This window comes from Kastovskya adunca, assembly GCF_059505785.1.
Map to the genome: position 1 here is coordinate 57,532 of NZ_JCACLG010000009.1, position 12,402 is coordinate 69,933.

At 44.7% G+C, this 12,402-nt stretch carries 14 protein-coding genes and 2 pseudogenes; 5 read left to right on the top strand and 11 right to left on the bottom strand.

Features of this window, described 5'->3' with window-relative positions:
* Positions 1–77 precede the first annotated feature (77 nt).
* A complete protein-coding gene (locus tag AC5JR3_RS02680; protein WP_495842782.1) occupies positions 78–467 on the bottom strand; it encodes a hypothetical protein in 390 nt (129 codons plus the stop codon).
* Positions 468–711: 244 nt separating this feature from the next.
* On the opposite strand from AC5JR3_RS02680, the pseudogene AC5JR3_RS02685 reads away from it, so the two are divergent.
* A pseudogene (locus AC5JR3_RS02685) lies at positions 712–840 on the top strand (transposase); the annotation flags it as partial.
* 27 nt (positions 841–867) lie between these two features.
* On the opposite strand, the gene AC5JR3_RS02690 reads toward AC5JR3_RS02685, so the two are convergent.
* From AC5JR3_RS02690 to AC5JR3_RS02705, 4 genes are all read right to left on the bottom strand, one after another.
* On the bottom strand, positions 868–1,617 hold the full coding sequence (locus AC5JR3_RS02690; RefSeq protein ID WP_495842784.1) for a hypothetical protein: 750 nt from the start codon (positions 1,615–1,617) through the stop codon (positions 868–870).
* A gap of 119 nt (positions 1,618–1,736) precedes the next feature.
* Positions 1,737–2,225 (bottom strand): hypothetical protein, encoded by a 489-nt coding sequence (locus AC5JR3_RS02695; protein WP_495842786.1) that lies wholly within the window; start codon positions 2,223–2,225, stop codon positions 1,737–1,739.
* Positions 2,226–2,375: 150 nt separating this feature from the next.
* Positions 2,376–3,257 carry a fructosamine kinase family protein gene (locus tag AC5JR3_RS02700; protein WP_495842788.1) on the bottom strand — a complete coding sequence of 294 codons (882 nt, stop codon included), beginning with the start codon at positions 3,255–3,257 and terminating at the stop codon, positions 2,376–2,378.
* Positions 3,258–3,278: 21 nt separating this feature from the next.
* Complete coding sequence (locus AC5JR3_RS02705; RefSeq protein ID WP_495842790.1) at positions 3,279–3,401, bottom strand: hypothetical protein; 123 nt, start codon at positions 3,399–3,401, stop codon at positions 3,279–3,281.
* Between the two features lie 108 nt (positions 3,402–3,509).
* Here AC5JR3_RS02705 and AC5JR3_RS02710 point away from each other — a divergent pair, with 108 nt between their 5' ends.
* The 3 genes from AC5JR3_RS02710 to AC5JR3_RS02720 all read left to right on the top strand — a co-directional run bounded on the left by AC5JR3_RS02710 (position 3,510) and on the right by AC5JR3_RS02720 (position 5,922).
* Complete coding sequence (locus AC5JR3_RS02710) at positions 3,510–4,796, top strand: DEAD/DEAH box helicase (protein ID WP_495842792.1); 1,287 nt, start codon at positions 3,510–3,512, stop codon at positions 4,794–4,796.
* 192 nt (positions 4,797–4,988) lie between these two features.
* On the top strand, positions 4,989–5,207 hold the full coding sequence (locus AC5JR3_RS02715; protein WP_495842848.1) for a DUF433 domain-containing protein: 219 nt from the start codon (positions 4,989–4,991) through the stop codon (positions 5,205–5,207).
* A 415-nt stretch (positions 5,208–5,622) separates the two neighbouring features.
* On the top strand, positions 5,623–5,922 hold the full coding sequence (locus tag AC5JR3_RS02720) for a hypothetical protein (RefSeq protein WP_495842794.1): 300 nt from the start codon (positions 5,623–5,625) through the stop codon (positions 5,920–5,922).
* A gap of 11 nt (positions 5,923–5,933) precedes the next feature.
* Here the strand turns inward: AC5JR3_RS02720 and AC5JR3_RS02725 are convergent, their stop codons facing one another.
* The 4 genes from AC5JR3_RS02725 to AC5JR3_RS02740 form a co-directional block, all read right to left on the bottom strand.
* Positions 5,934–6,698 carry a hypothetical protein gene (locus AC5JR3_RS02725; RefSeq protein ID WP_495842796.1) on the bottom strand — a complete coding sequence of 255 codons (765 nt, stop codon included), beginning with the start codon at positions 6,696–6,698 and terminating at the stop codon, positions 5,934–5,936.
* A gap of 111 nt (positions 6,699–6,809) precedes the next feature.
* Positions 6,810–7,184 carry a transposase gene (locus AC5JR3_RS02730; RefSeq protein WP_495842798.1) on the bottom strand — a complete coding sequence of 125 codons (375 nt, stop codon included), beginning with the start codon at positions 7,182–7,184 and terminating at the stop codon, positions 6,810–6,812.
* Positions 7,185–7,576: 392 nt separating this feature from the next.
* Positions 7,577–7,873 carry a hypothetical protein gene (locus tag AC5JR3_RS02735; protein WP_495842800.1) on the bottom strand — a complete coding sequence of 99 codons (297 nt, stop codon included), beginning with the start codon at positions 7,871–7,873 and terminating at the stop codon, positions 7,577–7,579.
* Entirely contained in the window at positions 7,860–8,153 is a 294-nt protein-coding gene (locus AC5JR3_RS02740; RefSeq protein ID WP_495842802.1) for a BrnT family toxin, read from the bottom strand. The genes AC5JR3_RS02735 and AC5JR3_RS02740 overlap by 14 nt, the downstream gene beginning before the upstream one ends.
* 198 nt (positions 8,154–8,351) lie before the next feature.
* Here AC5JR3_RS02740 and AC5JR3_RS02745 point away from each other — a divergent pair, with 198 nt between their 5' ends.
* Positions 8,352–9,425: a M28 family peptidase gene (locus AC5JR3_RS02745; protein WP_495842804.1), complete on the top strand. Its 1,074-nt coding sequence runs from the start codon at positions 8,352–8,354 to the stop codon at positions 9,423–9,425.
* Between the two features lie 19 nt (positions 9,426–9,444).
* Here the strand turns inward: AC5JR3_RS02745 and AC5JR3_RS02750 are convergent, their stop codons facing one another.
* On the bottom strand, positions 9,445–10,329 hold the full coding sequence (locus tag AC5JR3_RS02750) for a lysophospholipid acyltransferase family protein (RefSeq protein WP_495842806.1): 885 nt from the start codon (positions 10,327–10,329) through the stop codon (positions 9,445–9,447).
* A 331-nt stretch (positions 10,330–10,660) separates the two neighbouring features.
* Positions 10,661–12,402, bottom strand: a pseudogene (locus tag AC5JR3_RS02755) (hypothetical protein); the annotation flags it as partial.

The following is a 12,402-nucleotide window of genomic DNA, read 5'->3' on the forward strand; positions in this document are numbered from 1 at the left end:
AATCTGTCTCTAACTTCTGTGGGAAGCGATCGCCTTGTGACGGTCTATCTGTAGACAGAAAGGGGGGAGTTGCTTTCTTAGCGCGATCGCTCTATTTCAGTTTGGTCAATCTTCTGCTTGAGTACCATCAGGGAAGGGGCGGTATAGCAGCAATTAGTCAGAGGATCATAACCTTGCCAAGATTGCCCTTGACAGATAAACCAATCGCGATAAATCTCATTACCGTCAAAATCGCCTTCAAGGGTCATCCACTCCCCACTAAGCACCAGCCCTAAATCGCTCAGGGCGTAAAGTTGCGGTTGTAGCCAATCCCAAAGAACTTGCAGACTCTGAAAAATACCGGGATGCCAGTAAAATTCAGTTTCCGTGCCGCTTATTTCAACTCGATACCCCTGCTGTACTGGATAGATTCGGACTTCAATCCCACCTTGTTCAATGACTTCGATGGGAGATTTTTTAGCTGGCATTTTCAAGAACAACTCAATTCTTCTTATACTCACATCTTGCACCAGTAGCGTTACCCGCTGTGGGAATTAATTCCCTGGCTAATAGCTATAGTCCTCTTAAGAGGACTAAAAACTTACCCAACTTTCGAGCTTGAGTCCATTTAATGGAATTAGGCTACTCGCTGTGGGAATTGATTCCACGGCGGGCTTTGTCACTTGCCCTTGAATGGTGCAAGATGTGAGTAAATTTATTGACGCAAGTTGGTTGGAGCGCACCTTTGGCTGGCTTCAGCGTTATCGTCGATTGAGCCGCGACTATGAGAAGCTACCGCAATCCGAAGAAGCCTTTATCTACCTCGCTATGATTCGACTCATGCTCAATCGATTAGGGTAATCCGAGGCTTTTAAAACATTCTCTTACTTATCCTTGAATTTTATCAAACATACTGACTTTATCAAATAATGATAATTCATAACTTATCCTAACTTTTTCGTCTGGTAAATAACCCATATCAAGAGGTAATTTATCAATACAATTACGCCATTTAAAAATCCACTGTTCTAAAACATTATTTGTTACTACCCTTGGATGATAAGAAAAATTCAAGTAGAAACGACCATCTGAAACATTTATTTTTATTTCCTCATACACTGATTCATTTTGATTTTCTTGTAAACTTAATCCATGTTTTGCTACTTGAATAACCTCCTCAACTAATTGCGTGGTTTCTGGACAATGTGCGAAATTGATAAAAACTATATTAGAAAAAGTTTGTGTTGCCCCCAAAATATATTTTTTCTTGTCATCTGCCAGCTGAAAATTTTTGATGTCTTCTAACTTACTCCAAAATGCTTTTTTAATGCAAAAAGCAGGTAAATTCTCTAATTCATTACTATTACTATCGACTTTATTGTTTGAAAGTTCGGTAGCATATACACCAAAAAATTCAACACTAGCACCAGAATCGAGAAGTAACCATACTAAAGGAGTAAAAACTACAGGAGCATCATCAAAATCAGCACTTATTAGTACGACATCTGTCATTTTAGAAATTGCCAATTTCTTCATCAAAGCAGGTGTGAATGCAATTTTCTTTTGCGGTTTATAAATACCTACTGCTCCTCCAAAAGTTTTTTCCCATATTAAGTCTAAATTTTTAGGGTTTTCCATGTTTTTTTTATTTCAAACTAATTATCGAAATTTGTAAACTCAGAATCAATGTCTCTTGCTAGCTGCTTCACCTTGCCCACCCTACGTTACTGGTGCAAGATGTAAGTCTGCAATTTGTACTAACAAAATTTTAATCTTATGCACTGACCTCCCTCATACTTCTCTATCACTCTGATAGTATCGGGGAATTCTTTTTCATCTAAATACTCAATACAGAAACATTTGCCATTCTTTAATTGAAACTCAACAGCAAATTCACTGGGATTATCATTAGAAGCATATTGAGATTTAAGAACTTCTATTTTTTCTATCTTTTGATTAATTTTTTCTTGCCAAAAATCATTGTTAGTCAACTTCAAAATTATATAGCTACTACCAGGGATAGGCAAATTTCGTTCAATAACTCCTACACTGTTAGCTTCTGTTATAGCGACAAAGCAAATAACTTTACTACTATTAAATTTGATTTCAATAGCTCCATCAGCCATTTGTTCAAAATTATCTAAATCCATATCACTTACAAAAATATGACGCCGGATACTGACAACTGTGGTATTAACTAAATCTTGAAAAATTTTTTGCTTTTGAGAAAGAAGATTTGGGTTCATTTTTGAATTAATTTAGATTTACAAAAGTATCGAATTGGTCATTTATAATTCGCACACCTCTCCCTGTATCGGGGTTAAAGATATCTGTTCATACTTCATACTTTATCCTTCACCCCATCCGCCTTAACAACCGCTCTTAAGCATGGCATCTTAGCCAAGAATTTGGTCAATCATGCGATTAGCTTGTGAGGCATAGCCGCCACCAAAGAGATTGAAATGGTTAAGGATGTGATAGAGATTGTAGAGAGTTTTTCGTTGCTTGTAACCCGCATCTAAAGAAAAAACGTCGTTATAGCCGCGATAAAATGCAGACGGGAAGCCCCCGAAGAGTTCTGTCATGGCAATATCAACTTCGCGATCGCCCACATAAGTTGCTGGATCAAGAATCACAGGTTCTCCTGAAGTTGTAACCGCCGCATTACCTCCCCAAAGATCGCCATGCACTAAAGAGCTTTGCGGCTGGTGATTCAGTAGCTTAGGTACGGCTGCTATTAACTCCGCTTCTTTGGGAAAATGCCCGCTACGACGCCGTGCGAGTTGAAACTGATAACCTAAGCGATACTCAGCAAAAAACTCTGCCCAATCCGATGTCCAGTTGTTGATTTGGGGCGTAGAACCAATCGTGTTGTTCTGCTGCCAACCAAACATACTGCTATTACCTTCCGGTTGTGGCGGTTTAGCTTGATGCATGGCGGCGAGCTTCTGCCCCATTTCTTCCCAAGATTGGGTACTATTGCTGCCACCGAGTTCCAGCCATTCCAAGACAATGTAGCAAACATCAGCCGCCGTCCCCTCACAAATCGGTTTGGGCACCCGAATTGTCTGAGTCTCCCACATTTGCTGCAAACCTAGCACCTCAGCTGCAAACATATCGGCGTAAGACGCTTGATTGATCTTGACAAAATAGTTGCCAGTATTGCCAATTAGGGCGTAACACTGATTAATGCATCCACCACTAACAGAGCGGCGATTCTCGATTTGAAAGTCCTTGCCAATTGCGTCTGAAATCCGGGCAGCAATTTGCGTCCACATTTGTATAAGTATTGAGATCGATCAGCTAAAATTTTGCACCAGCTCGGACATAGTGTCTAGGATCGCTACCTTCTCTAGATAAAGAGCCACAATTTCTGTTAGGATGAATGTCTGCCAGTACATTCCGGTCTGTTGCTGGCGCATTGGAAAAAGCTCATTTAAGCCATCCAACTGAACTACACATTTACTGCTCTTAGACTGGCCCCAGGTATTTGATTTGGGATAGGGGCACCACTAGGAGCGATCGCATCCATGACATTTGATAACCTCGGTCTTTCGACCGATCTGCTTCGTGCTGTTGCTGACTCTGGCTACACGGAGCCAACCCCCATTCAACAACAGGCAATTCCTGCGATCTTGAAAGGGCAAGACGTTTTCGCCAGTGCCCAAACTGGAACGGGCAAGACGGCGGGCTTTACCCTGCCTCTTCTGCAACTCCTAGGCACTACCAAGCCCAACAAGGTACAGCGTATGCCTCGCGCCCTCATCCTCACCCCGACGCGCGAACTGGCAGATCAAGTCAACGATAGCGTCAAAACCTATGGCAAATACCTGTCGTTGAGATCGGCAGCGATCTATGGCGGTGTGGGAATTAAGCCGCAAATTCAAACTCTGCGTCGGGGAGTTGATATTCTAGTCGCTACGCCTGGTCGGTTGCTTGACCACGTTGGGCAAAAGACTGTCGATTTCTCACAGATAGAGATACTGGTGCTGGATGAATGCGATCGCATGTTAGACATGGGCTTCATCCGCGACATCCGCAAAATTTTGGCAGTGCTGCCTCCATCCCGGCAAACGCTGATGTTTTCTGCCACCTTCTCTAAACCGATCCAGCAGCTTGCCAGCACCCTGCTGAATTCTCCGACTCAGATCGAAGTAGCTCCCCGGAATACTGCCGCACAGCAGGTAGAACAGGTGGTGCATCCGGTCGATCGCGATCGCAAGCGAGAACTGCTTTCTCATATGATCGGGTTCCACAACTGGCAACAGGTGCTAGTTTTCACCCGCACAAAACACGGAGCCAACCGTCTAGCCCAGCAACTTGCTCAAGATGGGTTGAAAAGTACGGCAATTCATGGCAACAAAAGTCAGGCAGCCCGTACCCGTGCTCTGCAAGAGTTTAAGCAAGGGAAAGTGCGGGTACTAGTCGCCACCGACGTAGCATCACGGGGTCTAGATATCGATCAGCTTCCTCATGTGGTCAACTTTGAACTCCCCAACGTACCAGAAGACTATGTGCATCGCATTGGTCGCACAGGTCGCGCTGGAAACGAGGGACGAGCCGTTTCTCTAGTCAGCGAAGATGAATATCCATTCCTCAAAGACATCGAACGATTGCTCAATCAAACCCTTGTCAAAGACGTGGTTCCAGGCTACGAGCCAACCTTCCAAGCCCAGAAAGTTGTAGACCAACCGAAGCGTCAGCGCTCAAATCAAGGTCGCAGCAACCGCGCCAAGCCCCAGGCACCATCCAAACCCATCCGCAGCAAAAAGCCTGCCTCACCAGGGAGCGCTCGAAAAAGGCTGCACACGGCTTAAATCCCCGGTGACTATCGCCTAGTAAAGGCAAGATCCCCGATTTCTCTAGAGAAGTCGGGGATTTGAAGTGTTAAGGGTGTGAGCAGAGACTGGACTGGTTGAGGATGCAGGAGGGGCGAAGCTGTGTTGATCCGAAGGGTTGGTTGCACCAGAACCTACTGCATTGGCAAATCGATCCAAGTAACGGCAGGCGTGTGTGGCGGACAGCCCCGCATTCGCAACACGCGCATCCCCTTGGTTGCTTTCCGAAAGCAGGGGGAGACGACGAGGAATTACTGCCAAACCCCGCCCTCACACCCGGTGACTTATCCGCTTCCTGGGCATACTACGAACAGTACCGCGAAGAGGGCGATCGGACTATTGCTGCCATTGATGAAAATGGGGATGATTAACCCTCTTTCGTCAGCCTAGAGTAAAATCTTAATTTTTTGTCGGTCGTATCCTCGCAAACTTGTCAATTTATTCGAGAGTGATGGGAAAAGCGACAAGTGTAGCAAGAACTCCCTCAGTCTCATCGATAGAGAATACAGATTGTGATTCAACGTGTTACTCCTCTTTAGAGGAGTTGTTTGAGTCATAGGGGTGCAATCTCTACTTTAGGGAGAGTAGAAAACACTGTTATTGAAGACGGTCTAAACGCAAGCTCCTACTAGACCCACCCATTCAAAGATTTCTAATTTTTATTCTGATGAAGGTTAGACCAAAAAGTTTCAGTGTCATAGCGAGGGGTATGGTATTCCTGAAAATAAGTAAATAGCATATATAAACGTAGACAGCCTTTTGTCAAATACAAACAATTCGACACTCGAGGATAAGCCAATCTCAAATGCCAAAAAATAACCAGGGTTTATATCTATTCCAAAGCACTGATCAGTTTTTATGGGAACTCGAATCTTACTTAAAAGAAGCAGAAAAATACCTAAGCGCTTCTCAAAGTGTGTCAATCCCAACGATAAATTGTAACTTTACTGCAATGTTCGATTGTGTAAGTAGGGCAAGACAAACAGTATCTAGCTTACGTGAGCAGCTACCTAATCTAACGGATCATGAAGAAAACGCTTGTCTTTCAAACGCTTTAGCCAAACTTATGAACGGAGAATACGGAGAATATAGAGAATATGATTAAATGCCACAAGATTAGGAATTTCTATCGCGAATTATTTTGAGCAAATCGTCGAGATAGTGTTGTATTTCTGCTGCTGATTCTCTAGACAAATTGTCAATCTCGATTAAGTTATCTATATCAGGTTGTATTTTTGCTGCTGATTCTCCAGACAAATTTTCATCTAATTTTTGCTTTCTTATTAAGATTTTTATAAAGATGAAAGCTTCTAGGTATAAATCAGCAGCTACAGCCTGAAAAGAGGGTGATTTTTCTAGGAGATTAGGTCTGCCAAACTTTAGGCACCCAGCAATTAAGTCAATATAGTAGTTGACGTGCTGATAAAATTTATTAACATGCTCTTCCCATTTCTGATTATTATCAGGATTTACTAGATCGGGATGCTTATCCAAAGCATACTTGACTGCCGCCCTAGACAAAGTTTGCCTGTTTCTCTCTAGCCATAGTTGAGCTTGTTGACTGTACCTAAATCTTGCTTGTAAAGTATTAAGCTTATCTTCTAAAATTTCTTTCTTTTCTGAAAGATTTATATTCAAAGACTGAAAAACTTCTGAGTTGGGAGCAATACTTCTAGCTGTTTTTGCGACTATGCTAGAGCCTTCCACCAAAATAATTTCTCCCTTTATAAGTATTTCTTGAAGGATAGTTTCCGGTGTTTTTCCCTTTCTTCTCCCATCCAGGTACGTGAGTAAAGCGACAACTCCGCCTACACCACCAAGGACAGAACCAATTGCATTAACAGAGTCAGTCCATTTGATAGGATCTTGTGTTGGGTTCATAACTTTGATGCACACTTAATGCTGTTTACTAATTTCATTATTCACTGGCAGTGCTAAGCGTTGAAGGCACTGCCAGAAGCTTTGTTAAAGTTCTAAAACCTTACAACTCCTCTATGGCTTGCACATATCTATAAGCCTTTGTAGTAGTTTCTGATCCTCAACTTTCGCTTTACGGATACGAATAATCATATACGCCGCTGTATTTCTATTAACCTTAATTTCTTGAGCAAGCTGACGAACACTGATACCTCTTTGTGAATTCAGGACTAGATGAATCGCCAGAAACCATTTTTGTAAATCCACATAAGTTCTGTGAAAAAGCGTGCCAACTGTAACGCTATATGAAGTAAAGCAAGTATTACAGCGATATCTACGTTCTTTTGTTATAGCCGTAGAATTAGTTGATTGGCAATAGGGACACTGAGGAATTCCACCCCACCGGATTTGTTCAAGCAGGGTGAGGCAATCTTCTTGATTATCTTTCATCTTTAAGCTCAGAACTCTGAGCTAAAGATGACCTATAGGTTTAAGCTAAAATAACCCTTACAGCGTCGAAGCTTATGTAAAATATCAGTACATTTATACTACTAAAATAAAGTGCCAAGGCAACTAGCCTCAGCAATTCGTTTGTTGTTAATTTAAGCTAACCTAAACTTAATTATGTTGCTATTTGATAGAACAATTGTTTTAATCCAGAACTGTCAAATTTAATGAAGCAAGTAACTCAATTTCAGACTTTTGAAAAATTAGTTAGTTGTTAGCTGTCGGGTGGGCACTTCAAAGCAAAAACAATTGGTTGTCAGCAGTTAAGCTAACAGTGCCCACTTTATATATTGCAGTCGAGCTATCGCCCTTCTTCCAATACGATTACTTCTAATCTAACCAACGGCTTCCCCTCGAATTTCTCGTAGAATTGCTGCAATTTCCTCTTCCGACTCAATGTGCCTTGTAAGTACTTGAGCTGTTGTGTCTAGAATACGCTCCGAGAAAAGTTTAGTTAAATCTTGTCGTAAGCTTTTCCCAATATAAAACTTAAGCAGAGCTTCCATTGACATATCTTGACTTGCAGCCACTTTCTTGAGCGACTCCAGAGTGTCTGCGGGAATCTCAATTGATACTGTCTCAGTCACTCGCGGACGCAAACGCAATTCAAACTCTTCGTCAGGCTTGTTCATATAATTTCCGTTCAGTACGAGTAGTAACACGAGCAGAAACAATTCGTATTCGCTCCCTACGTTCTACATAGACAGCTAGTAAAAGTCGCTCAGAAACTGAATATCCAATGATAAAATCACGCTGTTCGTTATTAGCTGAAGCATCACCTGTTTGATAGAAGGGGTCAAAGAAGACCTCAGCCGCCTCTTCAAAGGTCACACCATGCTTGTCAAAATTGCTCTGTGCTTTGTTCTCATCCCACTCAAACTCAGCACCCTGCAAGTGATACACAACGTTCATACGTCAATCTTACATAACTATCTCCTGTAACAGTTGAGATCAGGTTGGCTCAGAGCGATCGCTTACTTGTAAAGCGCTAAAATTCGAGGCGCTGCTCTTGTTAGCAATACCATATCCCACCACAGAGCCAGGTTTCTGTCAGACAAACCTTTTAAGCTACTGAAATACCTGAATACCCTCTCTTGTAAGTCCTGATCGATGAGAGAAGTTGTGGATGAGCGGGACATCAACAAAAACCATCCATTGGGCGTGCAATGGCTTTTTCGAGCCGCCCTACTCCTGTTGACGGTACTCCTCATCACTCTGGGTATTCTGATTAGCTGGGGGTTCACGATGATTCAGATGCCCGGAGAAAGTTACCGAGGGGAGTTGCCACCCTTAACCCAAAAGGAAGTGGCGCTACGGGATGCCCTGCAACGGGATGTAGAAAAGCTGGGGAGTGAAATTGGGGAACGCAACTACCTACACTACAAGGAACTAATGGCGGCGGCTGATTTCCTAGACGCTTCATTCGCTCAAGCTGGGTATAAAGTCCAGCGCCAGGGATACACGATTGACAACCAGACTTACTATAATCTTGAAGTCGAAATCCCCGGTACTCAACGAGCTGACGAGATTGTCATCGTCGGCGGACACTACGACTCGGTATCTGGCAGTCCCGGCGCAAACGACAACGGCACAGGTGCTGCTGCCACTTTAGAATTAGCGCGTCTGTTTGCTGGGAAAAAGCCTGAAAGAACCTTACGGTTTGTAGAGTTTGTTAATGAGGAGCCGCCTTTTTTCTTCTCAGAAGGAATGGGAAGTCTGGTTTATGCGTCTCGATGCAAACAGCGATCTGAAAACGTTGTTGCCATGCTCAGTCTGGAAACGATCGGGTACTACTCTGACAAAATCGGTAGCCAGCGATATCCTTTACCGCAGCTATCTTCCATCTATCCGCTTCAGGGGAATTTTATCAGCTTCATTGGCAATGTCGATTCTGGCTCACTGGTAAGGGATGCGATCGCCTCTTTCCGCCGTCATACCCAATTCCCGTCTGAGGGGACTGCTCTACCCAACGAAATTACTGGTGTGAGTTGGTCTGATCAGTGGTCATTCTGGCAACAGGGTTATCCTGGAATCATGGTGACGGACACCGCACCGTTCCGTTATCCCTACTATCACACCGCAAACGATACCCCCGACAAAGTTAACTACGATCGCCTTGCAAGAGTAGTGGCAGGTTTGGAATATGCGATCACTGACCTCTCAGGGCTGGCTTCCCCGCCTTAGCTGTACGCAGGGAGGTGACTTACTTGCTGCCACTAACACGGGCGATTAACTCATCAAGTTCTTGCTGCATGTGGGTACAAACTTTTTCATAACAGGCATCGACATAATCGCGATCGCGAAGCGTTTCTCGTCCATAACGCTCAAACACAATCGGCGCACAGACACGGGTATGAATTTGTATCGGTAGGGGAAAATTGAGCAAAGGGCCAATTCCCACTCCCCAAGGCAACCCCAAATAAACAGGAAATACCCCCGTACCCAGATCCAACTGCCAGGGAAAACCCTGTTCATGCAATTGCTTCACCTGCTCGTACAAATCTCCCAAAACAATCAGCGTATCGTGGGCACCGTGAGAGACAACCGGGATAATCGGCACTTCTTCCCGCAAGGCTAGTTTGATAAAGCCCTTACGCCCTGCAAAGTAGATTTTGTTGCGTAGATGGTGAGGGCGAAACATATCTTCTGCACCACCGGGATAAACAAGCACCGCCGCCTCTTTTTGAAGGGCAGCGATCGCCATTTTTGGATGCGCCTGCACTCCTCCTACCTGAGAGGCTGGTATCGCAAATATCGGAAACTTCCACGCCGCCCCATGCATTAGCCCATAAGCTAAGCGTTCATAGCCAAACCGACGGCACCAGTCGTACATAAACATGGACGTATCCGGTGAGGCTAAACCGCCATTGTGGGAACCAACAATCAGCACTTTTCCCCGTGCAGGCATATGTTGCCAGCCCTCAGTTTGCACCCGGAAGTAATAGCGATAAAACCACTCCCAGATTGGCATCCACGCCTTAATTATTTCCGGATCGCGCTCCTCCAACGACCACCCATCAGCCTGATGACGAGAAGTTTTGCCACCACTGTGCCGCCTACCCGCAAGAATCTCAATATAGTTCAACAACGCCTCTTAACCGCCCAATACCGCAACAGCGTTCTTCAGAATAAGCTGGTGTTGCCTCTCCTGGCAATTATCTTTTTTCTCTGTGTCTTTGCTCAAAAATATCAGCCCACTTCACGTCACCTGAGAGGCGCTATATATAGCAGTTCTAAATCACTTGCGATCGCCTGCCAATTGAAACTCATAATTCATCTAGGATTGCTATAGGGCTTACGTAAAACTCAGATGAAATCCGGTTAATTGACAGTAAGAGCAAGGCAATGCCATGCGCCTACAGAAAAATCAACTTTTTTACTTCTGCTCTGCGTCAGCCCTGTTGCTATAAAACCAATCCTTATGGGGAATTTTTCGGCTCGGCTCTCAGCTCGATCGTAATTTTCTCCGATAATCCTTGAAGACTTAGTTCCAATCGCGGCTGTTCATTACCACAAACGAGAACACCACCATAGCCACTCTTAAAGAGTGTAAAAGAGAGTTGGTTTCCTCCCCTTGCCGATACGATCGCGTCTCCTATATTCACCTGACAACAGGCAAAATCTACCCGTACCTCCTGCTCGTTCAGAGCATCTTTAATTAAAACTTGCTGGGCGGCACTCATTACTTTCACAATCAGGTGACGCACCTGAAACTTGGTAATTCCCTGATCAAATTGCTCAATCGTTATCTCAGCGGGTAAGCCTTGAATAACAGGTTGTAGCCCTTCTAGGGGAGGTGCTTTGAGTGCCGTTATTTTGGCTTTAACCAACTTGACAGTCTCTGGACGCTCTTGAGGAGCGGCAGGGGGTTCAAGGTCAAGAGAATTGGTGGCAATACTCCATTGACGGGCATTTTTTACAATTTCTAGGCGTATTTTTGCCGATTGTTCAATCTTTCCCTGCTTGTTTGCATCGTTGCACTGCTTCGTCTTCGTTGCTAACCATCGCTCCCTAGCAAACTGATAACATTCGGGATCGCGATCGCCAACAAAGTTTTCGTAAAACGTTAGTGCCTCAATCAAACAACCAACCTTTTCTAACGCGATTCCTAGTTGTGGCATAGATAGGTAGTGCTGCCAGTTAGAATCGTTGAGAATATAGGTTTTGAGAAAGTTCTCATAGCTTTGCTGTAACTCTTTAGTTAGGGCGGCGGGAGTTAATTGGGAGCAGGCAAGTTCGTAGACAACATCAAACTTCAAACCCACTTGTTCAGCCCTGTCGCTAGTCAGAGTAGGAAGATAAGTTTTCATCGCCGCGATCGCCTCTTCCCAATGCTGATGTTGCAAATAGTACCGCAGCAAAATTCTTAACGGCTTAATTCGCAGGGGCTGTGTCTCGCCATTTGCCTTTTCAAAATAAGCTTTGACTTTATCAGGACGATCTAACCAGGTATAGGTAATAAAAGCATTGGAATATTGATTTAAGGCTTCCAACGTTGGAGCCACATAGTTCAGCCACTCAGGAGTGCGGGGTTTTCCTGCCTGTTGCCATTCAGTAATCAGGCGCTCAGAACGGGCGTGATCGTCTAGCTGTTCTACCCTAGCTAAGTATTCCAATCCCGCTGGCATCCCCAATACGGCGGCTTTTGCCTTGTTGTATTGCCGCGTCTGAGTAACGCCGCCACTTTCCCAACAGCGCACAGCATTAGCATAGCTTTCCCCTCGGTAAAAACAGGTTCCGGCAGTATCTAACATGCCGCTGTACCCCGCAGACTCCAAGGCTTCTAAAACTGTCCCTAACTGCTGCCACTCCTCAAGTTGGAACTCGGCAACAGGCAACAACGCCTCAATCCGCTTGGCATACTCCGCTACTACGGTGAGCCATTGTTTGGGAATAGGGGATTGGGGATTGGGGATTGATGAAGTGGAAGAGAGTCCTAAGTCCTGAGTCCTGAGTCCTGAGTCCTGAGAAGTATGAAGTATGTTAGCGAAGCGGGGCGAAGCCCAGGATGAAGTATGAAGTATGTTCTCCTCATCCCCCCTGCTCCCCTGCTCCTCATCTCCCCTGCTCCCCTGCTCCCCCGCTCCTCTGCTCCCCTGCTCCTCTGCTCCCGTTCGGCTGAGCTGACGTCGAAGCCTGCTCCCCTGCTCCCCTGCTCCCC